The organism is Pseudomonas sp. E1BtOHC1 (genome assembly GCF_058744285.1).
Genome location: NZ_CP196023.1, coordinates 3,793,650 through 3,819,876, shown reverse-complemented (window position 1 = coordinate 3,819,876; position 26,227 = coordinate 3,793,650). Strand labels below are relative to the sequence as shown.

The window sequence follows — 26,227 nt, the reverse complement described above, 5'->3', positions numbered from 1 at the left end:
TTTGCTTACTGATAACTAGCTGTCACGGGCCGGGAAGTAGAACTGCTGCCGCAACCACTCGCTGAACTGGGCCTCGGTCAGCGGAGCGTGTTGCTCGCCCATCTCATTCCAGGCGCGGTTAATCATGTGCTCCCAGTTACGGGTGAGCTCCATTAGGGGCGCTGCTGAGCTTTAGCCTTTCTATTGCCCTGGTGCATCCATGCTCGGCGGCTTTATTGAGAAACCGCAGCTGCTCTTGCTTAAGGTTTTGCGTCAACATTTGAGTCGCCATACTCATATAAAGGTTGGCGCGAAAACTTTTTTCGTCGAGCAACACGATTGGTTTGCTGTCAGAGCGACTATTTCTATCGCAACTCGGCATCATCGTTGGCTGGGGGTAGTACCTGCTATACAGGGTTTCATCATTAGGCAACGCCTCGACAAGTGACCGATACCCAGGTGTTTTAACCTCATCGAAGCAATAGAAAAGCATCTGCAAACCCGCTGGAGTAAATCCGTTACTGAAACTGGACTTTAGGAGAGTGCAGACTTTTTCGGCGACTTGATCGCGAGATTCAAAAGTCGACAACATCAACGCTAGACGGTACTGCGCTGCTGGGTTGCCTTCCTCAGCTGAACGCTTGAGCAAAAGCATTCCTTCTTTTACAAGCGGAAGCATTTCGTCTCTATATTGTTATTTTTTTTGGTCGGGAACCTTTTCGTTGACTGCTAACTGTTTTCGAAAAGTGAACATATCGTTTTGTACTTCATCGATTTTTTCTAGGTAAGGCAGCGCTTTGAAGTACAGCGCTTCACTTTCTGCGGATACTTTTAGATTGTTTTCATTCGCGCTTGCGAATGTGGCTAAAAAAACAGAAACAATAGCCAAAAAACTCTTAAGAGAAGCTTTTTCCACTGGGAACGTCCTTTGTATCTTCGTTGTGATTACGATTGCAGCTGAATCGTCCATACGTTGGTAGAGAACAGAATGAGCGCTTCCAACCTTTCGAGCACTTCAGCCTCTCCATAATAAAAAATGATCTTTGTATTTGATACTTCAAACGGGGGAACTCGCCCATTTAGCATAACGCGCACGTTCACCACGCTCCGGCCGCCGCATTCGGGAGGGTAACCAGCCCACCGTAACACTACAAGTTACAGCCATGATGGGGGAAGAAGCGGGATATGTGCTGTCGGGGTGTTTTGAGCTGTGGGTGGATGCGGTGGTGATTTGGATGATTATGCCGTCGACGTTTTGAGGGGGATGCTGCTGAACAGTAGCGCCGCGCACCGCTCTTTTGTTTACTGAAAACTAGGTGTCACGGGCCGGGAAGTAGAACTGCTGCCGCAACCACTCGCTGAACTGGACCTCGGTCAGCGGAGCGTGGTGCTCGGCCATTTCATTCCAGGCGCGGTTAATCATGTGCTCCCAGTCTAGGGCGACTTCCATGATCGGCGCTGCCGCTCCCCAGAAGTGTCCAGCCTCCAATGTTGCCCTTGCTCGACCGTTCAACTCAGCGAGGGTGGCGGCTCCATCCAGATAGCGCCACCCGGTCTCTAGCAGTTTTCTGAATTCGGTGATTTCAACGATCATGTCTGGTCCCTTAAACAGAGCGTTTGAATAAACCGTCTTTAGGTTGATGCGGAGGATATCTGCTTTTCTGTTGTCACTTCACCAGGGGCTAGCATAGTCGTATGCAGTACCAGCGTTTGCTTCCTGCTAGAAGCATACCGGTGAGAATCGGACTCAGTTCCCTGTCCAGAGAAAATTTTCAGCCATGGCCACAAAGCCAAGGGCTATTTATTGACATAAGAAATAATAATGCTTAGCTATTGAATAATGCGTAACTAACCCGAGGGAATGCCATGACCGAACAGGGAGTTGAAATTGCACAAATATCATTTTTTCTCGCAAGAGAAAATAAAAAAGTCGACTCCATATTTGATCAAAAAAAAGATATTTCAAGAAACTTGTCCGCAAAAGAGTTCAAATTCTCAATCAATGAAACAGATTGTCAATTTATATACTTTGAAACCTCAACCACAAAATCAAACCCACCATGGCTAAGCTTCATCAACGAAAAACTCGCTTCGGACGAAGCGCCACGCTTCAGTTCAGTAAGCAAGAACCCAAATGGGATTTTATTTTTAACAGTAAATAGTAGAGTATTTGCTGCGACCTTTGGGCGGAGTGCCGCAAGCTATCTTGATCACGATGCTTTTGAGCCGGACTTTGGAATAAAAACAGCTATGAATATGTGTGGCAATGAAGAAATACGCCAGACAAAAAGTGAGAGCCACGCAATAACACCAACACATATTGACAGACAGGTAAATAAGCCGATTGATTCTTTCGCTTTTGGACTCAGTGAAGCGGAAGATCTGCGGTATATTTCAGCTCACATGAAAAATCACAAAAATATAACCCTTCAAGGCCGAAACAATTTAACAATAAAAATTATTGGAAAAGAGAAGCTAAGTTGGCAGGCACTGATCGACTACTGCGAGGATTTTTTACTGGCTTATGCGAGCAAGGAGTACGCTAAATTATTTCCAAACTACAAGCATTTTGACGAGGCAACGGAGTCAGAAAGCAATGAGTTAGACGAGCTTTTAGTCACCCAGCTTCGTTTAAAAAATACGTGCAACATTAGTCTTGGGATACCAGAGGTCCTGATTGATTCGGATTATGGCTTCGCCTATTCAAACAATAAAAAATCCAACAATAAAACTTATGCGCACTTAGAAATCTCTCAAATATTCGAACACATGTCATCTGAAAAAATAACCACCGCAAAGCTTAAATCAAAAAATATTTATGCGTACTCATATGAAGATGATCGGGTGCTAGGGTATAAAAGATGGCCCCTGTATAACTGCCTATCTTTTGAGCAGAGCCTAGGGAATAAATATTTTGTATTAAGCGATGGGAAATGGCTGGAGGTAGACAATGACTTCTACACCGAAATAACTAATTTCACTAAAGTCACTCTCCATGAAGAGGTTTGCGAGGAAATTTATAGAGGGATAGATATCAGTGATGACATAAAAATGCAGAATAGAGAGAGCATTTTTAACAAAAAAATTTGTGAAATACGCCCCTCGTGCGTGCTGTTTGACCAAGCAAAACTTCAAATCGGCTTTGGTCGTAAAGACAAAGAATTTTGTGACATTCTAGATTTCACCAACGATAAAAAGATCCGGATTATTCATTGCAAACCATACAAAAACTCTTCCTCAACAAATTATCTATTCTCACAGGCTCAATTCTATTGCCATGCCTTCATTAACGATCAGTTCTTCCTGAGCGAGATTAGGAATCACATAAGCTTATCTGCCAGCACAAAAAAGGCAGAATATTTAGACTATATAAAATCTAATATAGCGGACATACATGGAAAGGACTATGTTGTTTGCCTCTGGCTGCTATATGATCAGCGCTCAGCCACTCCCATTAAAACTGAAATACCACTGATGGCTCAATATGAATTAAAACTGATGCATGAACACTTACGCAACACATGTAAATTTCACAACATCATAATAAGGTTTATACCAGTTATTAAGAAAAATTATATCAAGGTCATTTCCCATCAGTAAGAAGAGACAGCACTGAACCTTTAGTAGCTACTGAGCGGCTGCTATGGGCCGATTGCATTTATTCGCCGACGATACCTCAACTAGGGCGACGTTGAGCGGTAGCCACATCAGTAACGACTCACGAACTCGGAAACTGTGAGAAACGGAAGGCGATTAATGATCCTCTGCCCCCTTGCCGATCAGAGTCGTTGCGAATTTTTCCATATGTTGGCTGCGCGCAGCTGGGCATTTCTCTGCCTAGACTGGCTCTAGTTCCCCCTTATTGACTTAACTTCAGATAGGGAAATCACGATGCGCCTCAAGTCCGTCAAACTCACGCACTTTCGCGGTTATCGCACCACTACAGTGATCCCCGCCAACCAAGCCATGACTGGCATCGTTGGTCGTAACGACTATGGCAAATCCAGCATTCTCGAAGCCTTGGCCGTCTTCTTTGAGACGGAAGGGTTCAAGCCTGATAAGAACGACATGAACTGCTTCAGCCTGGCGGAAGGCGCCGACCAATTTGAAATCGCGTGCGAGTTCGATGGGCTTCCCGAGCGTATGGTTTTGGACGAGGTTACCGAGACGACCTTGGCAGATGAGTACCTTCTGAATGCAGAGGAAGCGCTGGAGATTGTCAAAACTTACAAGGCAAGTACCGGAAAAATCGAGCGGATAGCCCTTCGTTGCCAGCATCCTGCGGACCCGGAATTGGCAACTCTACTCAGTCTGAAGATGGCCGATCTTAAAAAGCTTGGGGAGCAGCGCGGGATAGCCGAACAGGTTGCCGACAAGCGAGTAGCCTCACTGTGGCGCCAGGCCATCCGCCGTGCGGCCGGACAGATAGCCTGTCAAGACACAATCCTAGATATTAGCAAAGCGCTTTCGACTGACAACAAATCCATCTGGGAAAAAATCGAAACACAGTTACCTGTCTTTGCTCTGTTCAAAGCGGACAGGGAGAGCAGTGATGGCGATGCCGAAGCAAAAAATCCGCTGCAGCAAGCGGTCAAGGAGGCTCAGGCCAAACTTCAGGGCCAAATCAATGAATTGGAGCGTCAAATCGAAGCCAGCGTATTGGAAGTGGCTTCTCGCACCCTCGACAAGTTGCGAGAGATGGCACCTGAACTGGCCAACGAATTGACTCCACGCTTCAAAGATAAGCCGAAGTGGGTATTCAACTTCACCTTGGATGGTGAGGACGGCATACCGATCAACAAACGCGGGAGCGGCGTACGTCGCCTCATTCTTCTCAACTTCTTCCGCGCTGAGGCGGAGAAAGCCGTAGTGGACACCCAGCGCGACGTCATCTACGCCATCGAGGAACCAGAAACCTCTCAGCATCCGAACTACCAAGTGATGCTGATGCGGGCGCTACTTGAACTGTCTCTGCATCCCTGCCGGCAAATCATCGTTACCACGCATGTGCCAGCCTTGGCTGGGCTGATGCCCATAGAGGGAATCCGTTACGTAACCAAGGACGAAAACGGTTACCCGACCGTCAAAATGCCTGGTAACGACGTACTGAAGGAAGCGGCTGAAAGCCTCGGTGTGCTTCCGGAGACAGGTCTTGAGCGCGCTCGCGCGGTAGTATTGGTAGAGGGTAAGTCAGACGTGATCTTCCTTCGGCATGCAGCCAATACGCTCAAGGCTGCAGGGCTGCTTGCCTCTAGCTTGGAGGATCTTGGAATCGTCCCAATTCTGATAGGTGGCTGCGGCAGCGTAAAACATTGGGTCACCCTCAATCTTGCAGATGATCTTGGACTTCCGTGGTGCGTTTTTTTGGATTCGGACATCGGGGGTACCACCGAGCAAATGGCTGCGATTGCCAAGCGTAAGGGAGAGGTCGAGGCCCAGGGCCGATTGTTCTACTCGACGCGCAAACGAGAAATCGAAAACTACCTATGCCCAGATTTGATCGAAGCCCAGCTCGGAATCAGAGTGGATTTCTCCGATACCTGCGACGCCAAGAAGTTAATCGGATCGGCAGCGCGTATTAACCCTAATGACGTCATTGACCGATTCTGGCCGTTGATGACTGCTGATCAAATGCTCCAGCGTTCCAGTTATCGAGAGAACGGTTTGGATCACTCGGAGCTTAAAGAGTTGATTGAGGGCCTGCAGACCTTAATCGGTTGAGCGCTGGACGCCAGAAGCAGCATGTTTGAGGCCATTACTTTTACCGAAGCCTGGCAGATCTGGTCCACCAATGGCCGCTATCGGCCAGAAGCAGACGTTCGCGCTAAAGACGCATGGCACCTCGCTAAATAATAAATGACACTGGTATCATTGCCCGCCATAAGTTTAATAGAACTCGAAAACTAAAACTTTTAGAGAGAAAAAGGAATTTCCATGCTCGAGAATGAACGATTGATAAAGGAGATCCTCACTGGATTCTCTACGTACCAGCATTATGTCCAGAGCTGCGGTATAACTGGAAATTTAGATACAAACAAAGCTGCAGAGGGGTTTGTGGCACCGCTTCTGAATACGATCTTTGGCTGGAATCTTGAACTAGTTGGCTCAGCAAACTACCCTGGTATAGATTTGGTCGATCGAACACAAAAAATCGGCATTCAAATTTCATCCGATCCATCTTCAGGCAAGATAAATAAAACTTTGGAGGTCGTCGCAACATCAAACCTAAAGCAGTCCATTAAGAGTTTGTATTTCTTCTTTTTGCAACCGAAGCAGAAAACCTATACCGTGAAGCTTTGCTGCGTGGGTGTAGTCTTTGATATCGGCCAGCACGTTATGGATTTTGATTCGTTAATCCAGAAACTTAATACTTGTAATCTGGATGTTTTGCGAAAGACTGCAAGTGTTGTGAAGAATTTTCTCCCCCATTTATTTCAAGAAAGAACTGCCTTCCTAAAAGAATCTCAAAAAGAACTAGCGGCGAATCTGACTTTTCTAGATCGGGCAGTTTTTTATCAGCTTGAACGACACGAAGAACCTTTTGACATGTTGGCAGCTATCCGAGAGGTTCGTATTAGCCTACAGAGGAATGGTTCCAAGCTAATTTCCAACGCTGTGGCCGCTGAGGAATTTTCCAACATTTGTAGAGCTCTACAAAACTGCGAAAATAGCGTACGGGAGAATTTTCCAATCTTGTGGGACAGCGTTAGTCGGAACTGCCGACCTACGGCCGAAGACGCCCAAAAAGGTGAGTTCTGGAAATCTTTCGCTATCATGATGGGAATTCGCGACCCTATCGCCGCAAGCGCAGACCGAATCAAAGACGAACTACTAAGAATTAACGCAAACCTAAGTCAGTGAGATTTTTATATTATATCTAGAACAGGGTCATTCACACATCGCAGCCTTATCGTTGCGCAATTCAGAATAATGGATGCGGGTTTAAATAATACAAAAAAAATAGATCAGACCCGCTAAGACCAATCGAGGCCAGCACTTCAGATGCTTATTTCCAAAATCAAAGCAGGAAACAAAACTATACTGATGAGGAATAGCGCCACATCTAATATTTTCGATGTATGTTCATTGTCATTACTAATCGGACCCAACGGCTCAGGCAAAAGTATGTTACTCAAACAGATCGCCGAGTACTTTTCCGGACAGTTCAATAGCGTGATTGCGAGTGACATCCAAGTCCATATGGTGAACGATGGCCCCTTGCACAGTTCCTCCGCTGTCGAGGATTGGGGCGTGATCTACTATTCAGCTGTTCCTTACGGACCAACTTTCAAGAGGCTAGACAATTTGCTCGATGCTTCCGCTCGCCGCTCGAATAATCTCGACATGTTCGAAATCGCGAAGCAAGCCCGGGTGATGGAGTTTTTTGGATTTAAGCCTATTGTCGAATTCAATGCCAACTGGAATATCTCGGAAACCATCCAAAATGTAATAGATGTTCTTTATGATCATGAAGTGCCTCCAAAACTAAGCTTGTTTCCAGGCACCCCTGTTTTCGATCGGCTGTATGATATGGCCCTAGATCCTGAAGTGGTAAATTTGGTCAATTTTTGGGACCAAAAAGAGGCAGCCCGCTCAGCGCTGCATGCCTACCTTTCTTATGAGGTTGATCGCGGGTTAGTCATGGCAACACTGCTGGTACTTCAGAAAGCAGTCAGACAAAAAAATAGTCGTGACATAATTTTAAGTATTTTAAATATATGCCTATCAATTCCTTTGAGCGGACGACCTGCAAATCCTGATAAACCGACCCAACGATACGTTGATGATATTTATAATGCACACTATATATTGGGGCACACTAATTTATTTCGTCGAGCTCGAGCAAAATTAGCGTCGAAATTATCAAAGCGCTTTACACTTCATATTGAAGACTTCGCTCCGTCCTCTCCTGAGTCCGCGAGCGTTGGATATTTTACTACTTGTCTAGATGGCATGAGCTCCGGTCAGGCAGCGCTGATGTCACAATTCTGCCGAATAGCGAAAGCGTTGAGTTCGATGGCAAAACGGCGAAAAAACATCTTGCTATTGATAGACGAAGGTGATGCCTTTCTACATCTAGAATGGCAGCGAATTTATATACATCAGTTAAACCAATTCTTAGCGATGGAAAGAGATAAGCGCGGTTTGGAGACATTGCAAGTCGTAATGAGCACACATTCGCCTCTACTGGCTACCGATGTGCCCAAACAATTCGTATGCCGCCTAGATGACGGTGCTCATGGCAAAACACCCATTGCGTTTGCGGCCACGTTGCATGCCTTGCTTAATCAGTCTTTTCAGTCCAGAACGATCGGAGAATTTGCATCTCAGCGTATTAATGAGCTCATCAATAATCTAAAAGAGGGTATTGAGGGCAAAAGGGATAAGATCGTCGCGGACAGCATTGACAATCCGATCATCTTAGCAGAACTCGACAGGCTGGTGAGCTTTGAGGGGAAGGCATGATCATTTCGATTTCTAGTAATTGGGATGATGCCAGAGCGGACCATGGAGCATTTCTCAAGAGCATTATAGAACGCTATTTTAGAGCAGCAATGAAACAGGGTGGTCCTCATACAATCACATTTGGATTTATACGCCACGTCGAAGCATTACTGCACTCTTCTGACTTACAAGATGTTACTAAAAGCATCATTATTTTTGAAGCTTACAAGAAAAAAGCAGGCGACTTTCGAGAGCAGTTCATGATTGAACTCCAGAAAATCTTTAGCTACGATAACTTTATTAAGAAAAAAGTTGGCTGGGACGCTTACAAGCTATGTGAAAAATCAAGAATAAAAGTATGCCCATATTGCCACCAGGTCGATGCCAAGACGGTACTTGACTCTCAACGGAAACGAGGTTATCGCCCTCCTCTGGATCACTTCTACTACAAGGATGCGTATCCCCATCTAGCGCTCACGCTTAGTAATCTCATTCCCGCCTGCACTAATTGCAACACCTCTCTGAAAGGTTCGGCGGACTTCCACAAATATCAACACTTACACCCTCTGTTTGACTCCGAACAGATATCATTTCATCTCTACCATCCTCTTAAAAATAGCTATTTGCTGGATATGCTTGAAAGCGATCCGAATGGTATTAAAATTGGCGTGACTGCACGGCGGCCAGGTTGCGATACCACCAAGCGCTCAGTAGAGACGTTCATGATAGTCGAACGATATGCTCAATCTTTATTTGACGCGGTGGAGTACGCCAATGCCAAGCTTGCATGGGAAAATTTACAGGCCAATCCACAACTGAATTTTACCGCTAATGAAAAAACATTAACTAGATTTGATCGAGAAAATTATCGCAGCCGCACGTTAGGAAAGTTGTTTGCTGATATTCACGACCTTCTGACACCTTAGTTGTTTGCAGTATTTGCGATTCAAACGTGTTTATTGGCTAGGACTAAACTCGCAATGGTCTAATAAAATCTTACTCCCAATCGCTCATTGTATAGAAAGGCACTACAGCAGACTGTCGGTCTTGTGGCCGAATGCAGCCTCTCAAGCAATAGAGACACCGCTTATAAGCAGCGATAAGCGGTGTTTCTCTCTACCTAATGCGGTATTGCCCTAACTCAGAGTTCCTCCCCCAATCCCTCTTCCCGCCAACCCCAAACACACATCATCAATCACCGCCTTACCCATCTCCGCCAAAAAGTGCGAAGCCCAAGCATAGCGTTCCCCTTGTTCTTCCATTGCGGCATCAAGTGCAAGTTTCTTGGCGTAGTACAACAAAGTAGAGGCATGCTCCAACGCCTGCTCCAAAGGCACATCAGCGTTCACGCGAAACAGTGTTAGTTCAGGATCATCACAACTGCCAAAGGTGACGAACCCCAGTGTCTTGACTGAGGCTGAAGCGCTCATCGGACACCTCCTACAACAGCCAGGAGACGGGTATTACGAAGGGTAGATCCACACAGATTACGGGCGTACATGATTGAAACTCCCATATCGGTAATGAGAGCTGCCACCTTCGTTCTCAGGCGAGTGGGTGGCAGCTGTGCGCGGGCTGAGAAACCGGAGATACAGGAACCCGGCAGACCCGAAGGTCTCCCACGCACAGCCGCCATAACACGAACAGACGGGCACAAAAATGCGCCTGCATTCATGGGCGGGCGCTTGTGCGCCTGCATCTTACCGGGTTCTCAGGCCCGGTCGCTGATTTTGCAGCGACCGCCGCAGACTAGGCGGTCTGTTCGCATCGAGGCAATCGCTAAACCATCGCCAGTTATGTCCAGGGCTTTTGCCCACAGGTATGCTCGGCACGTTATTTCAGATAAGGATATCCAGCCCCCCATGACCGCCCGCGAACAACTCCATCGCAATGGCTATACCCTGCTGCGCCAAGCCATCCCGCTCGACTGGCTGGCGGACCTGCGCGCCACCTTCGATGCCGGGGTAAAGCCGTCGGACCAATGGCCCGTGCCCCGTGGCTGGGACTGGCGCCATTCGCAGTTGGATATGGATGTGCGGGTGCAGGCCCTATGCCGCTTGCCCCAGGTGCTGGCGGTGGTGGGCGAGTTGATCGGCGAGCGTTTCTATCTGTCCCAGGTGGAGGGCCGTGAGCCCGTGGCCGGGGGCGGTCATCAGGTGTTGCACCGTGACTTGTCGGTGCAACGGCCGGGGGATGTGGTCAATGCCATCGCCTATCTCGACGACTATGGGCCGCACAACGGGGCGACGCGTCTGGTTCCCGGCAGTCATCGCCCCGGTGCGCAGGAGCCGCCGTTCGACTTCGCCGATGAATCCCGCACGGTGCAGCTGTCCGGTGCTGCGGGGGACATTCTGCTGTTCGATGTCGATCTGGTGCACGGGGCCTGCCACAACCCCAGTGGCGCGCGCCGGCGTTCGCTGCTGATCAGTTACTTTGCCGAGCCGCTGTACGCCAGCCAGCAGCAAACCGCGAGCCAGCGCAATGTTCAGATGGACACCCGCGAGCGCTTCGATCCCAAGGATTTGCCCTCGTGGGCTGAGGGCCCGCCCCCTGTCTTATGAACTCTGGATGATCAGGGCCCCGGCCATCAGGTCTTCGTCATCAATGCCTTGCTTCAATAGCAGATAGCCGGTTCCGCCGACCAAAATGCCCTTGTGCCCTGGAGCGGCCCTGTTCAGCCGGGAATTGTTGATCTGCAGCACATAGTTCAAGCCTGGGCGTGTCTCTTGCCCCTGAATCCAGGCGGGTATTCCGGCGATCTTGGCCAGGCCGTTTTCGTCGCTGTCCTGCCCCGGATTTTCAACCACTTCGATTCGCCGCGCCGGGGTGATGGGCTGTCCGTAACCATCCACCTGTCGCGCCGCGGGTCTGTAGGCCAGCACCTTGCCGCCCTCTTGCATGGCTTGGTCGATGTAGGTATCGCTGACGATTGAGTAAGGCGTAAACAGCGAAACCACCAGCTCGTCATTCAATTGCATGGCTGCAAGGTATCGATTGATAACGCTGGCCGGCAGGCTGGCAAGGTGCAGCAAGGGGACGCCCGTCGAGTCGGTGGGCCAAGGGATGGACTCAGGCAGGTAGGGGTTGCCGCCGAGGTAGGCGGAGCCCTGGTCGGGGTCTTCGGGCAAAAACACTAGTTCGTTAAACAGGGGCTGTTCCTCTCAGGTGTGTCGTTGCCCAGGTAGTTGCGTGGGCGCGGGTCTTGGGGCTGCTTTCAGTCCGCAAGGCGGCTGGCCAGACGTTGCAGTGCCTGGGCCAGTTCCAGGGCCTATTCTGCCGTCAGTTCCACCGGGGCGTTGTGCGGGCTGATGGCCTTGAGATGAATGGCACTGCCCTGCTCTATCCATAGGCACACGGCGCCCTCGCTGCTCTCGACATAATCCGTTGTGCGCTCAGCCGGCATGTTCATTCACCTTGTGCGTAGGCGGTGGCCAGTTCCAGCAGGCGGGTGAAGTTGGCGATGGCGAAATACAGGTCATCGCGGGTGTCGCCGTCCCATTCTTCGACGGCTTCGCGGACGGCTTTGAGTGAGGCGATGCGGGTTTTGATCTCGGCGATTTCCGCCGCGCCGCATTGTCTGGAGATGAGTTCCCAGCCGATCGGGGAGATGTTTTGCTGGATGCTAAGGCCTTCACGGGCTTGTTCAATCAGCGCTGTCAGTTTGCTCATGGGGGGTGTCCTTAAGAGGCTGGGGATTTGCTGGCTCCCTTGCCGGGCATGCGCATGCGTTGTGCCTTGGCGCCCAGGCGGCGGATGGTAACCCACTCGCGCCTCGCCCGGCGCGGGTTGTACACGATGGTTTTTTTATCCCGCCTGTTGCCTCGGGTGCTTGGCAGCGCCGCCCGGGTCGGCTTCAATATCCGCCCCTTTTTATGTTCAGGAGCTAGAAGGATGCAGCTTTATTACCGTTGGGCGGCGGCATGGGTCATGGCGTGGGTACTGGGAACCGGGCTGGCTCAGGCCGAGGAACGGCCACAGGTGGCGGACAAGATCCTGGCCTACACCGGGCCGCACGGGGTGAAGGTCTGGACCTTGCGCATCGGTGAGCGCAGCGCCCAGCAGGCGCTGGTGCAGGTGGAAGACGCCGACCACGACTGGAACATGCGCATTCAGAAAATGAGCGTGGAGCAAACCGACCGCGACACCCGTTACTTCACGCAGGTGGACGGGCAGAAGTTCGTGGTGCTGCTGCTTCAGGAAGGCTATGGCGAGCTGCATCTGCCGGGTGAGGCCAAGCCGCTGAAGGTGGGTTATGACAGCAACCTGTCCAGCTATGGCGATGCCCAGGCGTTTCTCAATGAGTACCTCAAGACCAAATAAAGTGTCGGGCGGGCGCTGCAGGTGCGACGCTCGTTGATCTGCAGCGCTCGTGCCGCGAGCGCTCTGCAACAACGCCTCCCTAGGGAGGCGTTGTGGTTTTACCCGGTTTGCAAACCTCTCAGCGCAAATCGAACCGGTCCAGGTTCATTACCTTGTCCCAGGCCGCGACAAAGTCCTTCACGAACTGCTCACCCGCATCTGCCGCCGCATACACCTCGGCCAGGGCCCGCAACTGGGAGTTGGAGCCCAACAGCAGATCAACCCGAGTACCGCTCCATTTGTATTGCCCGCTGGCGCGGTCGCTGCCGTCGAACTGGTCGCGGGCCTCGGACAGGGGTTTCCATTGGGTGCCCATGTCCAGCAGGTTGATGAAGAAGTCGTTGCTCAGGGTCTGCGGTCTGGTGGTGAACACGCCGTGGGGCGATTGCCCGACGTTGGCCCCCAGCACCCGCAGGCCGCCCAGCAGTACGGTCAGTTGCGGGGCGCTGAGGGTCAGCAGTTGTGCTCGGTCCACCAGCAGGGCTTCGGCGGTGACGCCGGAAACCGGCTTGAGGTAGTTACGGAAGCCATCGGCCACGGGTTCGAGGACGGCGAAGGATTCGACGTCGGTCTGTTCCTGGCTGGCGTCCATGCGCCCCGGGGCGAAGGGCACGCTGATGCTGTAGCCGGCATTGTTTGCCGCCAGTTCCACCGCCGCGCAGCCGCCGAGGACGATCAGGTCCGCCAGGGATACGCGTTTGCCAGCGGCCTGGGCGCTGTTGAAGGCGCTCTGGATGGCTTCCAGGGCGCGCAGCACCTGGGCCAGTTGCTGCGGTTGGTTGACCTCCCAGTCTTTTTGCGGGGCCAGGCGAATCCGTGCGCCGTTGGCGCCGCCGCGCTTGTCCGAGCCGCGGAAGGTCGAGGCCGAGGCCCAGGCGGTGGACACCAGTTGCGCCACGGACAGGCCCGAGTTGAGGATCTGGCCCTTGAGCTGCTGGATGTCCTGGGCGTCGATCAGTGGGTGGTTCACCGCTGGAATCGGGTCTTGCCAGATCAGTTCTTCGGCCGGCACTTCCGGGCCCAGGTAGCGGGCCCGGGGGCCCATGTCGCGGTGGGTGAGTTTGAACCAGGCCCGGGAGAAGGCTTCCGCCAGTTGCTCGGGGTGCTCATGGAAACGCCGGGAGATCGCCTCGTAAGCTGGGTCGAAACGCAGCGCCAGGTCGGTGGTGAGCATCGACGGCGTGCGGCGTCGGCTCGGGTCGTGAGGGTCGGGCACGCTGTCGGCCCCGGCGCCACCCACGGGCCGCCATTGGTGGGCGCCGGCCGGGCTGGTGCTCAGCTCCCATTCGAAGCCGAACAGGTGGTCGAAGAAGTCGTTGCTCCAGCGAGTCGGGGTGGTGGTCCAGATCACTTCCAGGCCGCTGGTGATGGCATCACCACCGACGCCTGTGCCGAAGCTGCTGCGCCAGCCCAGGCCCTGTTCTTCCAGGCCGGCCGCTTCCGGTTCCAGCCCGACGTGGGTCGCGGGGCCGGCGCCGTGGGTCTTGCCGAAGGTGTGGCCGCCGGCGATCAGGGCCACGGTTTCTTCGTCGTCCATGGCCATGCGGGCGAAGGTTTCGCGGATGTCCCGGGCCGCCGCCAGCGGGTCGGGGTTGCCGTTGGGGCCTTCCGGGTTGACGTAGATCAGGCCCATCTGCACCGCCCCCAGGGGGTTCTCCAGCTCACGGTCGCCGCTGTAGCGCTGGTCGTCGAGCCAGGTGGTTTCGCTGCCCCAGTAGACGTTGTCTTCCGGCTCCCAGACGTCCTGGCGGCCACCGGCAAAGCCGAAGGTCTTCAAACCCATGGATTCCAGGGCGACGTTGCCGGTGAGCACGATCAGGTCGGCCCAGGAAATCTTGCGTCCGTATTTCTGCTTGATCGGCCAGATCAGCCGCCGCGCCTTGTCCAGGCTGACGTTGTCCGGCCAGCTGTTGAGCGGGGCGAAGCGCTGCTGCCCGCCCCCGGCGCCGCCACGGCCATCGGCGATGCGGTAGGTGCCGGCGCTGTGCCAGGCCATGCGCACGAACAGCGGGCCGTAGTGGCCGAAGTCCGCCGGCCACCAGGGTTGGGAGTCGGTCATCAAGGCCAGCAGGTCGCGTTTCACCGCAGCCAAGTCGAGGCTGTTGAATTCGGCGGCGTAGTCGAAGCCCTCGGCCATGGGGTCGGACAGGTGCGAGTGCTGGTGGAGGATCTTCAGGTTCAGTTGGCCGGGCCACCAGTCACGGTTGCTGGTGCCTTCGCCGGCGGTGTGTTTGAACGGGCACTTGGATTCATTGGACATGGATCACTCCTTCGGTCATCGAAAACCTGCCGCTCGACGTTGGCCCCGGGTTGGACAACCGTGTGAAAAGCGTAGTGAAGGACAAGCGAAGGTAAAAATAGCTTCGCTTGATGACCCTGCCAGAAAAAAACCATGACCCGTGCCAGGCTCCCAGCGGGCGCCCTGCCCCCTGCAGCCTGCTCATCCTCTGGCAAGCGACGCTCAGGTATGTTCAACGGCGCATAAGGCAAGCACGGCACATCGTGAACCGCTGCTTAGCCCTGGGCGTCCAGGCAACGCTGGGTGTCGATGTCGATCTGCTGACGCAGGGCCTGGAACAACGGGCTGGCATCGGTGTAGCGGCGACCGTAATCGAGGTTGAAGCGGTAGTCGAAGTCCGCCGGGTTCTGGCCCTGGGTGTGTTGCAGCAGGGTTTCCAGCTTGTCCAGGGCTTTGACCGTGCGCGCCTCGACGCTGGCGGCGCCCTCGTATTCATCCCACAGGTCCAACAGGCGTTGGCGGGCCGGGGCGTCCAGGGACCGGGCGAGAAACTGCAGGTCGTCGCGTTCCTGCTGGCTCTTGTTCGGGTGCGCCGCCTGGGCCACCGCCGGGATGTCGCCGTGAATGGCTTCCCCCAGGTCGTGGACGATGCACAGCTTCAGCACCCGCAGCAGGTCCAGTTCGCCCAGTTGGTCTTCGAACAGCAACGCCATCAGGCACAGGCGCCAGCTGTGCTCGGCGGTGCTTTCCTGGCGGCCGCTGGAGGTGTGGGCACTGCGCAGCACGTCCTTGAGTTTTTCCGCTTCACGGAGGAATTCAAGACGGCCGCTGAGAAGTTCGGGGGTCATGGACAAGCCTGCTGCAAGTGAACGAGGCCCGCGCCGTGGGCAGCGGGCGATGGCTTGCCAGACTAGCCAGCAGGCAGATACCGGTCCACGGATAAAATATGCGTGGCGTGCCTCGACAAGCGCTTCAGAGGGTTTCCACTAGCCGCACGGCGTTGCCGTCGGACAGGTTGAGGCGAGTCCAGCGACACTGGCTGGGGGCGATGGGCACGATGGCCGAATCGTTGCGGCCGCTGAAGAACTCCAGGGACGGCGGCGCCAGTGCTGCGCGCCAGCCCAGGTCATCCAGGGCGGTCTCCTTGCGGATGATTTCCTCGGTACAGAAGCCCCACAGGGATTGGCCCAGCAGCTCGCTCAAAGGCACGCCGAACTGCCCGGCGCGGGTCGGCGAACAGGCCAGCAGGCGGTGGGTCAGGTCGCACACCAGGTGCACGGCGCGCGGGCTGTCGTTCACCAACCGCGCCAGGGCCTGATCGGCGGCGGCGCTGAGGTTGGCTGCCAGCAGTTGTTCCAGGCGCGCGCGCTCTGCCGGTTCCATGGCCTGCCGGCCGTTTTCCCAGCGGGAAATGCTCGACTGCGCCACGCCGAACAGCTCGGCGGCGTGCTGCTGTTTGACCCGGTGCAACAGGCGCCAGCGCCTGAGGGCCAGGCCCAGATGGGGTGAGGTGAATAAGGCTGCGGACATGGCCTGGGCGATGCGAGTAAAGGGGCCGGCAGTTTCGCAGCCTCGGCGCTTGGCGGGCAACTTGCGCTGACCAACGCCATTCGCCCGCCCCGTCACAAGTAGCTGGACAGCGCGGCCAAAGCCCCGAAAAATCAGCACCTTTGCCCCGCCCTTTACGGGCCGGGCGTCTGTGCCAAGGAGTTTGGCCCAATGCTCAATGTCTTGTTTGTCTGCAGCCAGAACAAGCTGCGCAGCCCCACCGCCGAACAGGTGTTCGCCGACTGGCCGGGCATCCAGACCGCGTCGGCGGGGCTCAACCACGATGCCGAAGTGCCCCTGGGTCCGGAGCTGGTGCAATGGGCCGGGCTGATTGTGGTGATGGAAACCCGCCACCGGGAAAAACTGCGCAAGCGCTTCAAGGCGCAGTTGAACAACCAGCAGATTGTCTGCCTGAACATTCCCGATGATTACGACTTCATGGACCCGCAACTGATCCAGTTGCTGCGGCAGAAGGTGCCGCAGTTTCTCCCTGCAAGCCAGGAGCTGCGCTGAACCGTCATTGCCCTTGGGGCAAGGCGGCGATCAGTTCCGCCGAGGCGTTGTACAGCGGCGTGCGGCCCTGCAACAGGATCTGCGCGCTGCGCCGGTAGGCAGCGCCGTCGATCAGCAGTTCCCCGGCCACCTGCCGGGCATTGATCAGGGTCTCCAGCACCCCGGCGGGGTTTTCAATCGCCAGCGGGTATTCGCCCGGCTCCTCGCCTATCACCGGTGCCCGCGCCAACAAGGCATGGGCCACGGTGCCCTCGGCCAGGCACGCCGCCGCCAGGCAGCAACCACCGGACACCGCCAGGGACGGGTGGGCGTTCTGTGGGGTGAAGTAGCGGGTGGCGATATCCCCTCCGTGGCGCGCCGGGCTGACGATGCAGATCTTCGGAATGGTTTCGCTGCGCCGCAGGTCGTCGGCGCTCATCAGGCTGCCATCGCGCTTACGCAGGCCCATGCGCAGGCCGCCTTGCACCATCAGTTCCAGCAGACGCGCCTTGAGCTGCGGGTCGGCGTCCAGTTCGGCCGGGGTTTCCTCGCCGGTCTGGCCCAGGTCCGCTGCGCGAAGGATGACCATGGGCACCGCCACATCGATGCAGGTGGCAGCAATGCCGTCCAGCAGGTCCACCCGTTTGCCGCTGGGGAACAGCGCGCCGGTCTTGGCCCCCACCGGCTTGTCGAGAAACAGGTCGACCCCGGGAAACACCCCGTTGACCCCGGGAATCCGCGTGTCGCTCAGCAGCCGGCCATTGGCGAACCCCAGGCGCGCATACATCGTGGTCTGGGTGTTGCTGTTGTAGATCTCGATCTGCCCGCCGCCCTCCCCGGGTTCCAGCCAGCCGCGCTGCAGGGCGTACAACGGCAGGGCCGCGGACATGTTGCCGCAGTTGACGCTCCAGTCGATGGCGCTCTTGCCCGCCGCCAGCTGCGCCAGGGTGCTGATCATCCGCGTCTCGCCGGGGCGGCGTTCGACGATGAACACCTTGTTGCTGGTGGGCCCGCCGCGCCCCAGGCCGGTGATCTGGGTATTGCCCGGCCACTCGCCATGCAGCGGCACGCCCATCAGGTGGCGCAGCAGTTCTTCCACCAGGGCTTCGTCCCGGGGCAGCGCTTCGCGGGCCAGGATCAGTCCGGTGGAGGTGCCGCCACGGGCGTGGCACACGGGGAATTCAGGGATGGCAGCAGGCTTGGGCAGATCGGACATGGCGGGCGCCTCCACGGTGGGCGAATAGAGCGGCCCCTTGTCGGGCAGGCAACGGGCAGCGGCGCAGCATGATAAACCGTCGCGGCCGATCCCGGGGCGCAGGCCTGACTGAAGACGCCGCAGCGAGCGCCTGACCCTGGCCCTGCACCGCTCGTCTTGCACTCGCTCTTTTTGGAGTGGGCCATTTGACTAACCGTCTTGAGGATCTAGATTCCACTCGCGACTTCATGGAAGTGCATCAAGCCCGATGCCCGATAGACCGGGACCCGAGTACCGATGCTCAGTGGCCGCGCCCGGAAACTCGATTGCCTGTTTGCCTGGGCACTCCAGGCATCTAACGCGACAGCAGGGAGCTGGACATGAACGACAACATCATCGACATCATGGTCACCATTGATGTGGACACCATTCTCAACAGCCAGGGCAAACAATTCGACAGCGGCCAAGTGTTCAACCTGCAAAAAAGCGACCCGACGCAGCCCAGCCACCTCTATAACTTCACCACCAGCGGGGTAAGGCTCTCCAGTCAGGCGATCTATATGGTGGCCAGACGCAACAACTCCCCAGCCGGCGAAGGTACGGATGAACTGTCGGTCAACCTCAAGGAGGGCGACCTGGTCCGCTGGCGCAGCACCAGCCTGTCCGAGGGGCTGTACTACTCGGTACTGCTGTATCAGTACACCCAGACGTCCCCGGTAGTGACGCAACAAAACCCCAATTATGTGCAAGACATCAATCCGGTGGTCTTGAACCACACGCCCATGCCGATCATCAATCAAGGCGATCCATCCGCGCAGCCCATCGCCCAGAGCGTCAAGAATTTCTATTGGGAAGGCAAAGCCGTGCGCCAAGGCAGCATCACCTACACCTGGGCCTTCATGATTGTCGACAGTGACAATCAAGTGGTGGGTTACTGCGACTGGGACCCCTACATCAATATCAACTGAGTGCCTTGTCCCTCTCCCTGTCGGTACGGGGAGAGGGACTTGCCGTGCCCCTGCCCGATCACTGTCGACGCCTCCTGCCCCTGCTCCCACCCCGTTCAACCTTGGCCAACCGCTGACCCACTGCGAACTGAACACTTGCCTCCTGCCCGACGCGGCCCGTATTTTATCGACCCCGCCTCAACAACGTCCCGGCCAGCCCCGCGGTCGCCGATGGCGTGGGTCCGTTCCCCTTGCGCTGTCCCGGAGACTGTATGGATCTCGCCACCCTGAGCCTGTTCATCCCCGCCTGTTTCGCCCTGAACATGGCCCCCGGCCCGAACAACCTGTTGTCCGTGAGCAACGCCACGCGTTACGGCTATCGCCAATCCTGCCTGGCGGGAAGCGGCCGGTTGCTGGCCTTCGCTGCCATGATCGCCCTGGCCGCCGCCGGCCTGGCAGTGGTCCTGCAGACCTCGGAACTGTTGTTCCATGCCATCAAGATTCTGGGCGCGGGGTATCTGCTGTACCTGGCCTGGCAACTGTGGCGTGCCAACCCCGGCAATGAACGGGACGCTGAACCGATCCGCGTCGGTCTGTGGCCCCTGGCGCGCCAGGAATTCCTGGTGGCGGCGGGCAACCCCAAGGCAATCCTGATCTTCACCGCCTTCCTGCCGCAGTTCGTCGATCCGACGCAGCCGATGGGCCCGCAGTTCCTGATCCTGGGCGCGCTGTTCCTGGGGCTGGAGTGGATCGCCATCAGCGCCTACGCCTACATGGGCCTGCACATGCGTCGCTGGTTCGCCGAACCCCGGGGCAAGCGCCTGTTCAATCGCGGCTGCGCGGTGCTGCTGTCGGGGGCGGCGTCGGTGCTGCTGATGGCGCGGCGCGGCTAGTCCGGCCAGGCCAGGAACCGCCAATGCCAGGCCACTCCCCCAGCGGCCTGAACCGCACAGCCCGGCTGGCCGCTCAGGCAGCGCCTTGGGTTAGTGATGCATCGCTCGCCTGTCAAAGCGCGCCGGCCAGACGCAGAGCGTAATCGCGGATATCCCCGGGCCAGTGCTCGATGCACTGTTGCAGGCGCGCAAGGTCCGCGGCGAACAGCGCCCGGGTCGCTTCTTCATAACCGGGCAGGTCGCCGCCCATGGCCAGCATGAACTGGTAGGCCGCCTCTTGCGCGGCCCGCTGGCGCTGCGGTTCGGCGCCATTGCGCCGCGCTTGGTCTACCAGCCGGCGCAGCACCGCCGAGGCACCGCCCGGCTGCTCGGCCAGCCATTCCCACTGGCGCGGCAACAGCGTCACTTCCCGGGCGATGACCCCAAGCTTGGGCCGCCCTCGCCCCCGGGGCGCTGCCTCTTCACTCTCGATTGGCGCGACGGCGGGCTGACGCGGGCGATAGCGCCCGTTGCCAGGCGGCGGCGTGGCGGCCAGGCGCTGGCGCACTTGCTCCACACTGCCTCGCAGGTCGAGATCGACGACCCGGCCGCTGGCATCGTCGAACACCAGCAACGGCTGCGACGTCGCCTCTTCGCTGGCACGCTTGACCGCCAGCGCCACCTCCAGCAACGGGCCGGCCGCCAACACCTGCTGGGCCTGGAAAGCGGTAACGGGTTGGGCGAGGAAATCAGACATGGCAATGGCCTCAAGGAAACGAGGCTGAATATTACCCGGATATTAATAAAAATCTCAATATCACCCGGGTAATATTAAATACACGGACCGTCACCGCCGAAAAACGCCGGCTACTCCGCCAGTTTCGGCGCCGGCTCATTGTCGGCGGGTGGCTCGATGCCCCAGTCGCCGTCCAGGTACCAGTCGTCCCCGAACATCTCCGCTGGGTGCATGGTGCGGTCCGAACCGTTGCCGCAGGCCAGGGCATTGGCCGCGCAGTAGCGGTCGCAGCCCCAGCAGATTCGCTCGGGGTGCTTGGGGTTCAGGGGAAAGGGCTTGGCCATGGCGGCTCGCGGAACCTGGATGGAGGAGCCTGCAGCTTAAAACCCCTGGGGCCTTCGGCGCTTGATCCCGATCACAACGGCAGGGTGCGGTCCTGGATCACCTGCTTCATCACCAGGGTCGAGGTCAGACGCTGGACGTTGGGCAAGGTCGACAAGCGTTCGTCGTACAGCCGCTGGAACGCCGGCAGGTCGCGGGTGATCACCTGCAGCAGGTAGTCGGGTTCGCCAAACAGCCGCTGCGCCTCGACGATCTGGGCAATGCCCTGCAAGGCGTTTTCGAAGGCCGCCACCGCCTGGTGATCGCCCTCGCGCAGGGTGACGAACACCATGGCCGAGAAATTCAGCCCCAGGGCGCTGGGCGCCAGTTGCGCGCGATAGCCGAGGATCACCCCTGACTGTTCCAGTGCCCGCACTCGTCGATGGCACGGCGACAGGCTGAGGCCGACCCGATCCGCTAGGTCGGTGACCGACAATCGGCCATCAGCTTGCAGCTCGGCAAGAATCTTCTGATCAACTCGATCCATTTAGATAATTCTCCCCTATCCAAGATCAACGCTTGGAATATTAGAGAAAATATCCCCCTCGATCTTCAATATTCTTTCTCCGAACCCTCAAGCCACCGTTCCCATCACTGTTGCGCGGCGAACGATCACCTGATGCCCGAGAGAAAGCCCCATGCACTCCCCCCTTGGCAAACCACGCTTGCCGCTAACCGTAGCGACGCTGCACTTCATCCACGCCACCTGCACCCGATCGAGGTAACCGCCATGGAACCGAGCATGCTGGCCGCGTTCTGGGCGGTGTCGTTGTTGTTCGTGATCACCCCCGGCGCCGACTGGGCCTACGCCATTTCCGCCGGGCTCAACGGCCGGGTGGTGGTTCCCGCGGTGTCCGGGCTGCTGAGCGGGCACCTGCTGGCCACCCTGGTGGTGGCCGCCGGCGTCGGCGGGCTGGTGGCGCGCTATCCCCTGGCCCTGTCAGGGCTGACCGTGGCTGGCGCCGGCTACCTGCTGTGGCTGGGCATCGGCCTGCTGCGCCATCCGTCCACGCCCCAGGCCGGCGCAGCCCAGGTCTGTACTTCCTGGGCGCGCTGGTCGTTCAAGGGCCTGTGCGTCAGCGGCCTCAACCCCAAGGTCTTCCTGCTGTTCCTGGCATTGCTGCCGCAGTTCACCAGCCCCACGGCCGCCTGGCCGGTGCCGCTGCAGATCCTCGCCCTGGGGCTGCTGCATGCCTTCAGTTGCGGGGTGATCTACCTGCTGGTGGGTTTCGGTTCGCGGACCGTGTTGCAGGCCCGCCCGGTGGCCGCACTATGGGTCAGTCGCCTGTCGGGCGGGTTGATGATCCTGATTGCCCTAGTGCTGCTCGCGGAACAGCTCCTGGCTTGAGCAATACCCATGCCCAGCTTCAGAAAACGGGCCGCGCGAAGGCTGCGAAGCTTGCGCCAACCGCTGTCCCAAGGCCTGCCGACTGCCAGCCTGGTGCCCGACGGGCCATGCCATCACCGGTGCCACTAGCCCATTTGTGCTAATCGACCCCAGGCATACGCCGCCGCTATAGTCCCCCGCCTCCCACAGTGTTCCCCCGTACCGCTGCATGGCGGTGCCCGGGCTCTTTGCGTCTTGAAAAACCATAACAGGCAGGAACGGGCCCAATGCACCCAAGCCTTGCCGAACGCTTCGCTATTCTCTCAAAGGACTGTTTTCAATTATGAAACTCACCATCACCAGCCTCCTCCTCGCCGCTTTCGTGCTGACCGGTTGCGCCACTCCCAAGCAGTGGGAAGCCACCGGCGGCAGCAAGAATGACGGCGTAGTCCAGCTGTCCTATGAACAGGGTCAGTTCGAAGACGGCCAGAGCTCGGCGGCTCAGGGCCTGAGTGCCGCAACCGAACGCTGTAAGGTCTGGGGCTACAAGAGCGCAGAGCAGTCGGGCAGCGAAAAGTCCGTCTGCCGGACCATGGGCCAGTACAACTGCCTGCAAACCACCGTGACCCAGGACTACCTCTGCAAGCGTTGACTCAACGAGCTTTCCCCGGCTCCCGAGCCCATCCCCCATCCAGCAGCGCCTTCCCGGCGCTGCTGCTCGCGGTGTTACCAGTTGCAGCTGACTGTCACCACCCCGTTGCGCCGTGACCCGAAAAGGACCCTACGGACCAGGCGGGGAAACGGCTGCGGGCCGACTGCATAATTTTCTCTGACAGCTGCTGCTGGGTCGCTATGATGGATCACCATGAACCCCAGCCCAGCTACCCGCCAACCCTGTCCGCCCGGCGCCTGCATCTGCGAGCGCGAGCAGTTGCTGGACACCCCCGGAGCCGACCTGCGCATCCTCAATCTGACGCGCCAGGAGGAAAAGCGTCTGCTCGAACGCCTGGAAAATCTCAAGGACCTGGCGGACCTGGAGCACATGCAGCGGCGGATCTACCAGCAACTGGGGGTCCGTGTGGAGATCACCCCCAGCGACAACGAAGTGCGCAGCATGCGCGGTATCACCATCGCCCTGGCCGAGCACCCCGGCCTGTGCCGCAAGACCCGGCAGTCGATTCCGGCCGCCATCCGCCGGGCCATGGAGAACCGCCCGGAAATCGCCTACCGCCTGCTCGATGCCCAGGACTTGCTGCGCGATACCTGAGCACCCTCCTCGAACCACGAGATGGGCCGGCCGAGCTTCGAGCTTGCGGCGTGCGGCGTGAAACAGGAAAATCGCCGCAGCTTTTTTCTCAGGATTCCGAACATGCCCAACTCGCCTCTCAACGCCGCCGACTTCGAAGTGATCGAAGACACTCTGCTCAAGTACGGCGACGACCACTCGGTGCTCAACCCTTGCGAGCTGGATGGCTACTTCACCGCGCTGGTCTCGGGCCCGGCCCAGGTCGACATCGCCGAATGGTTCCCGGGGATCTGGGGCGGCGAAAACCCAAGCTGGGAAACCCCGGAGGAATGCCGGCAGTTCATCGACCTCTGCGTACGCCACATCAACACCCTGGCCGCCCAGTTGAGCAGCGCCCCCGAAGGATTCAAGGCGCGCTTCGAACAGACCGAACATCAGGGCCAGGACCTGCTGCTGGCCGAAGAATGGTGCTTCGGCTACCTGCGCGGGGTGGCCGTGGGCAACTGGCCGCAAATGCCGGCGCCACAGGTCCAGGCGCTGCAGTTGATCATCGACTGCGCCGAACAGGACAACTTCGAATTGCCCGCCGATCTGGACCTGGAGCAGCATCGCCAGCAGATCGCGGCCATCGAACCCGCCGCGCGGCAGTTGCATGCCTACTGGTCGGCGCAGCGCTGAGACAAACTGCGCCCCATGAAAAACGCCGCTTGCCCTGAACAGAGCAAGCGGCGTTTTTATTTGCGCCCGGCCAGCGGCGCGAGGCTTACAGCAGTTTGCGCTGCACCGCTTCATCCAGGGTGCTGCGGGCCAGCGCCTGGACCACGTCGCGGGTGTCCTGCTGGAAGGGGATGGCGACGATCAGCAGCAACTGCATCCAGGTGCGCACCGATTCGCTCTTGCGAATCCGCCCCAGCTCCTTGCCGTCCTTGTCCTTGAACACCGTCTCCAGGGTGAAGGTGTTCTTGGCCGTGGACGGAATCACGAAGAAGGTGGCGCCGGTGATGATGGCCGAAGCCATGCTGAACTGTTCGTTGTTGTACAGGGTGGCTTCGGCATACAGGTCCGACTCGACCTTGTCGGTGCTGACCCGGGCAAAGCGCCCGGACTGGCGGTAGGCATCGGCCACCACGGTTTCCCAAGCGGCAGCAGGAGCGCCGGCGGCGGCATTGGCCGGGCCGCCGTTGACCTGGTACATCGCCGTGGTGCGCACAAAGGCGCTGGGCTTTTGCTCAGCGACTTGCGCAGCGGGCGGCCAGGTGCTGACCGGCGTCAGTTCGTGTTGCGAGTAGGACACGCAACCGCCCAGCAATAAGGCTGCGAGCACCAGGGCGTGCTTGATGGAACCCAACATGTGACTCTCCTTGATCCTAGTGTTGCGCCAAGCGGGCGCTGGCGTTGTCGAGCAATTTGGCAACCAGTTCATTCAGTTGCTTGGCGCCCTGGGTCGGGGCCCAGTACTCGCGCCCGTAGAGGCCGACGTTGCGCTCGAACTTGAGCTGCTCCTTGGCACTGGCCAGTTCCTTGCCGTCGCGGTCGACAATCGACAGATCGCCGGCCAGGTCGAAGGTATCGACGTAGATCGGACCGTTGACCCAGATCCACACGGTCAGGGTCAGCAAGGCGCCGGGCAGGTAGCCCGGATGGGGTGCACGATGGCCCTTGAGGGAGGTCATGTTGAACTTCAGCACTACGTCCCCCTCACCCAGCCGGGTGGGGTATTCGCTGAGCTGGCGAAAGTAGCCGGCGCTCTTGACGTAGGGGGTCAGCTGAGCCGTCAGCGAACGGCTGATGGCGGTGCGGGTGGCTTCGTCGATACCGGCAGCGGTGACCTGCACATCGGCGATTTGCGCGGTGCGCGGGCTGCTGACGGGAGCGGGATGCAACGGCGCGCCCAGCGGGCCGGTGACGTTGTAGGACACACAGCCGGTCAGCGCCAGGGTGGCGATGAGGGCGGTGGCCCCGAGGAGGGTTCTGAACACGAAATATCCTTATTGATGAACGGACAGCACCAACGTCTCGACCCCGGGGGCCAGAACTTTAGGAAAACCGCGTATTCAGTTGGGCAGTGCAGGCTCGCTTCCGGGCGTTATTGATAGTCCTCTTCATAGGCCTGGAGCAGATTGAACAAGTGCTCCTGGGGCATCGCGCAGTCCTGCAACGGTTCGGGCGCAACCCCGTGCCATTGCTCATCGGGGTCGCTTTCGACAATCAACAGCGGCACCTGGGCATTGTTGAAGAAGGCGAGGATGTCGCGCAGTTCCTGCTCACGTTCCACATGGTCGTTGTGAAACAGCTTGGCGCTGTAGAAGAAACCCTCGGCGCCACGGCGCAGATGGCCCTGGGCAACGCTCAGGGCCAGGCCCAGGCGCTGATGGAGAAACTTCACCAGCGCCAGGCTGCTGGTGGGTGTCGCCACGGCGATGCTTATCCGGGACATGGCAGGCTCCTTGAAAAATCCCTG

At 57.4% G+C, this 26,227-nt stretch carries 32 protein-coding genes; 14 read left to right on the top strand and 18 right to left on the bottom strand.

All coding sequences use genetic code 11. The annotated features are described in order from the left end of the window. Positions 1-15 precede the first annotated feature (15 nt). The 4 genes from ACSSVC_RS17650 to ACSSVC_RS17635 form a co-directional block, all read right to left on the bottom strand. On the bottom strand, positions 16-153 hold the full coding sequence (locus ACSSVC_RS17650; protein ID WP_416756960.1) for a hypothetical protein: 138 nt from the start codon (positions 151-153) through the stop codon (positions 16-18). Then, positions 137-658: a hypothetical protein gene (locus ACSSVC_RS17645; RefSeq protein WP_492611091.1), complete on the bottom strand. Its 522-nt coding sequence runs from the start codon at positions 656-658 to the stop codon at positions 137-139. The genes ACSSVC_RS17650 and ACSSVC_RS17645 overlap by 17 nt, the downstream gene beginning before the upstream one ends. 15 nt (positions 659-673) lie before the next feature. Continuing rightward, positions 674-895 (bottom strand): hypothetical protein, encoded by a 222-nt coding sequence (locus ACSSVC_RS17640; protein WP_492611090.1) that lies wholly within the window; start codon positions 893-895, stop codon positions 674-676. 396 nt (positions 896-1,291) lie between these two features. Then, positions 1,292-1,573, bottom strand: coding sequence for a hypothetical protein (locus ACSSVC_RS17635; protein WP_492611089.1), 282 nt, complete (start codon positions 1,571-1,573; stop codon positions 1,292-1,294). A gap of 272 nt (positions 1,574-1,845) precedes the next feature. Between ACSSVC_RS17635 and ACSSVC_RS17630 the strand changes: the two genes are divergently transcribed. The 5 genes from ACSSVC_RS17630 (at position 1,846) to ACSSVC_RS17610 (ending at position 9,350) form a co-directional block, all read left to right on the top strand. Continuing rightward, positions 1,846-3,579 (top strand): DUF6119 family protein, encoded by a 1,734-nt coding sequence (locus ACSSVC_RS17630; protein WP_492611088.1) that lies wholly within the window; start codon positions 1,846-1,848, stop codon positions 3,577-3,579. 291 nt (positions 3,580-3,870) lie between these two features. Continuing rightward, positions 3,871-5,700, top strand: a complete 1,830-nt coding sequence (locus ACSSVC_RS17625) for an AAA family ATPase (RefSeq protein ID WP_492611087.1) — start codon at positions 3,871-3,873, stop codon at positions 5,698-5,700. 213 nt (positions 5,701-5,913) lie between these two features. Further along, positions 5,914-6,840 carry an SMEK domain-containing protein gene (locus ACSSVC_RS17620; protein WP_492611086.1) on the top strand — a complete coding sequence of 309 codons (927 nt, stop codon included), beginning with the start codon at positions 5,914-5,916 and terminating at the stop codon, positions 6,838-6,840. 141 nt (positions 6,841-6,981) lie between these two features. Further along, positions 6,982-8,445, top strand: a complete 1,464-nt coding sequence (locus ACSSVC_RS17615; RefSeq protein ID WP_492611085.1) for an ATP-binding protein — start codon at positions 6,982-6,984, stop codon at positions 8,443-8,445. Further along, positions 8,442-9,350: a hypothetical protein gene (locus ACSSVC_RS17610; RefSeq protein WP_492611084.1), complete on the top strand. Its 909-nt coding sequence runs from the start codon at positions 8,442-8,444 to the stop codon at positions 9,348-9,350. The genes ACSSVC_RS17615 and ACSSVC_RS17610 overlap by 4 nt, the downstream gene beginning before the upstream one ends. A gap of 210 nt (positions 9,351-9,560) precedes the next feature. Here the strand turns inward: ACSSVC_RS17610 and ACSSVC_RS17605 are convergent, their stop codons facing one another. After that, the gene (locus ACSSVC_RS17605) at positions 9,561-9,854 is read right to left on the bottom strand and encodes a DUF3077 domain-containing protein (protein WP_492611083.1); all 294 of its coding nucleotides are present in this window, start codon (positions 9,852-9,854) and stop codon (positions 9,561-9,563) included. 432 nt (positions 9,855-10,286) lie between these two features. Between ACSSVC_RS17605 and ACSSVC_RS17600 the strand changes: the two genes are divergently transcribed. Continuing rightward, a complete protein-coding gene (locus ACSSVC_RS17600; protein WP_492611082.1) occupies positions 10,287-10,985 on the top strand; it encodes a phytanoyl-CoA dioxygenase family protein in 699 nt (232 codons plus the stop codon). Here the strand turns inward: ACSSVC_RS17600 and ACSSVC_RS17595 are convergent. The 3 genes from ACSSVC_RS17595 to ACSSVC_RS17585 all read right to left on the bottom strand — a co-directional run bounded on the left by ACSSVC_RS17595 (position 10,980) and on the right by ACSSVC_RS17585 (position 12,093). Next, a complete protein-coding gene (locus ACSSVC_RS17595) occupies positions 10,980-11,552 on the bottom strand; it encodes a hypothetical protein (RefSeq protein ID WP_492611081.1) in 573 nt (190 codons plus the stop codon). The two genes, ACSSVC_RS17600 and ACSSVC_RS17595, sit on opposite strands and share 6 nt — an antisense overlap. 140 nt (positions 11,553-11,692) lie before the next feature. Further along, on the bottom strand, positions 11,693-11,827 hold the full coding sequence (locus tag ACSSVC_RS17590; RefSeq protein ID WP_492611080.1) for a DUF6360 family protein: 135 nt from the start codon (positions 11,825-11,827) through the stop codon (positions 11,693-11,695). Between the two features lie 2 nt (positions 11,828-11,829). Continuing rightward, complete coding sequence (locus ACSSVC_RS17585) at positions 11,830-12,093, bottom strand: hypothetical protein (RefSeq protein ID WP_492611079.1); 264 nt, start codon at positions 12,091-12,093, stop codon at positions 11,830-11,832. Positions 12,094-12,315: 222 nt separating this feature from the next. On the opposite strand from ACSSVC_RS17585, the gene ACSSVC_RS17580 reads away from it, so the two are divergent. Next, positions 12,316-12,744: a hypothetical protein gene (locus ACSSVC_RS17580; RefSeq protein ID WP_446440122.1), complete on the top strand. Its 429-nt coding sequence runs from the start codon at positions 12,316-12,318 to the stop codon at positions 12,742-12,744. A 118-nt stretch (positions 12,745-12,862) separates the two neighbouring features. Here the strand turns inward: ACSSVC_RS17580 and katG are convergent, their stop codons facing one another. The 3 genes from katG to ACSSVC_RS17565 form a co-directional block, all read right to left on the bottom strand. Continuing rightward, on the bottom strand, positions 12,863-15,043 hold the full coding sequence (katG, locus tag ACSSVC_RS17575) for a catalase/peroxidase HPI (RefSeq protein WP_492611078.1): 2,181 nt from the start codon (positions 15,041-15,043) through the stop codon (positions 12,863-12,865). Between the two features lie 254 nt (positions 15,044-15,297). Next, positions 15,298-15,870: an HD domain-containing protein gene (locus ACSSVC_RS17570; RefSeq protein ID WP_492611077.1), complete on the bottom strand. Its 573-nt coding sequence runs from the start codon at positions 15,868-15,870 to the stop codon at positions 15,298-15,300. A 124-nt stretch (positions 15,871-15,994) separates the two neighbouring features. Next, positions 15,995-16,552 carry a helix-turn-helix domain-containing protein gene (locus ACSSVC_RS17565; protein WP_492611076.1) on the bottom strand — a complete coding sequence of 186 codons (558 nt, stop codon included), beginning with the start codon at positions 16,550-16,552 and terminating at the stop codon, positions 15,995-15,997. Between the two features lie 189 nt (positions 16,553-16,741). On the opposite strand from ACSSVC_RS17565, the gene ACSSVC_RS17560 reads away from it, so the two are divergent. After that, positions 16,742-17,083, top strand: coding sequence for a low molecular weight protein tyrosine phosphatase family protein (locus tag ACSSVC_RS17560; protein ID WP_492611075.1), 342 nt, complete (start codon positions 16,742-16,744; stop codon positions 17,081-17,083). Between the two features lie 4 nt (positions 17,084-17,087). Here ACSSVC_RS17560 and ACSSVC_RS17555 read toward each other — a convergent pair whose 3' ends face one another. Further along, positions 17,088-18,278: a PrpF domain-containing protein gene (locus ACSSVC_RS17555; RefSeq protein ID WP_446440119.1), complete on the bottom strand. Its 1,191-nt coding sequence runs from the start codon at positions 18,276-18,278 to the stop codon at positions 17,088-17,090. A gap of 359 nt (positions 18,279-18,637) precedes the next feature. Here ACSSVC_RS17555 and ACSSVC_RS17550 point away from each other — a divergent pair, with 359 nt between their 5' ends. Next, the gene (locus ACSSVC_RS17550; protein ID WP_346632697.1) at positions 18,638-19,225 is read left to right on the top strand and encodes an AidA/PixA family protein; all 588 of its coding nucleotides are present in this window, start codon (positions 18,638-18,640) and stop codon (positions 19,223-19,225) included. Positions 19,226-19,476: 251 nt separating this feature from the next. After that, positions 19,477-20,097, top strand: coding sequence for a LysE family translocator (locus ACSSVC_RS17545; protein WP_492611074.1), 621 nt, complete (start codon positions 19,477-19,479; stop codon positions 20,095-20,097). Between the two features lie 112 nt (positions 20,098-20,209). Here the strand turns inward: ACSSVC_RS17545 and ACSSVC_RS17540 are convergent, their stop codons facing one another. From ACSSVC_RS17540 to ACSSVC_RS17530, 3 genes are all read right to left on the bottom strand, one after another. After that, positions 20,210-20,833 (bottom strand): DUF2239 family protein, encoded by a 624-nt coding sequence (locus tag ACSSVC_RS17540; RefSeq protein WP_492611073.1) that lies wholly within the window; start codon positions 20,831-20,833, stop codon positions 20,210-20,212. A 110-nt stretch (positions 20,834-20,943) separates the two neighbouring features. Next, complete coding sequence (locus ACSSVC_RS17535; protein ID WP_492611072.1) at positions 20,944-21,156, bottom strand: DUF3079 domain-containing protein; 213 nt, start codon at positions 21,154-21,156, stop codon at positions 20,944-20,946. 71 nt (positions 21,157-21,227) lie between these two features. Then, entirely contained in the window at positions 21,228-21,680 is a 453-nt protein-coding gene (locus ACSSVC_RS17530) for an Lrp/AsnC family transcriptional regulator (protein ID WP_346632693.1), read from the bottom strand. A 243-nt stretch (positions 21,681-21,923) separates the two neighbouring features. On the opposite strand from ACSSVC_RS17530, the gene ACSSVC_RS17525 reads away from it, so the two are divergent. From ACSSVC_RS17525 to ACSSVC_RS17510, 4 genes are all read left to right on the top strand, one after another. Then, positions 21,924-22,541 carry a LysE family translocator gene (locus tag ACSSVC_RS17525; protein WP_346632692.1) on the top strand — a complete coding sequence of 206 codons (618 nt, stop codon included), beginning with the start codon at positions 21,924-21,926 and terminating at the stop codon, positions 22,539-22,541. 322 nt (positions 22,542-22,863) lie between these two features. Then, positions 22,864-23,172, top strand: coding sequence for a YecR family lipoprotein (gene yecR / locus ACSSVC_RS17520; RefSeq protein ID WP_492611071.1), 309 nt, complete (start codon positions 22,864-22,866; stop codon positions 23,170-23,172). Positions 23,173-23,385: 213 nt separating this feature from the next. Further along, on the top strand, positions 23,386-23,787 hold the full coding sequence (locus ACSSVC_RS17515; protein WP_346632690.1) for a hypothetical protein: 402 nt from the start codon (positions 23,386-23,388) through the stop codon (positions 23,785-23,787). Positions 23,788-23,889: 102 nt separating this feature from the next. After that, the gene (locus tag ACSSVC_RS17510) at positions 23,890-24,444 is read left to right on the top strand and encodes a UPF0149 family protein (protein WP_404939605.1); all 555 of its coding nucleotides are present in this window, start codon (positions 23,890-23,892) and stop codon (positions 24,442-24,444) included. 85 nt (positions 24,445-24,529) lie between these two features. Here the strand turns inward: ACSSVC_RS17510 and ACSSVC_RS17505 are convergent, their stop codons facing one another. The 3 genes from ACSSVC_RS17505 to ACSSVC_RS17495 form a co-directional block, all read right to left on the bottom strand. Next, entirely contained in the window at positions 24,530-25,117 is a 588-nt protein-coding gene (locus tag ACSSVC_RS17505; protein ID WP_492611070.1) for a hypothetical protein, read from the bottom strand. Between the two features lie 16 nt (positions 25,118-25,133). Continuing rightward, on the bottom strand, positions 25,134-25,745 hold the full coding sequence (locus tag ACSSVC_RS17500; RefSeq protein ID WP_492611069.1) for a hypothetical protein: 612 nt from the start codon (positions 25,743-25,745) through the stop codon (positions 25,134-25,136). Between the two features lie 107 nt (positions 25,746-25,852). Continuing rightward, complete coding sequence (locus tag ACSSVC_RS17495) at positions 25,853-26,203, bottom strand: hypothetical protein (RefSeq protein WP_346632686.1); 351 nt, start codon at positions 26,201-26,203, stop codon at positions 25,853-25,855. Positions 26,204-26,227 lie beyond the last annotated feature (24 nt).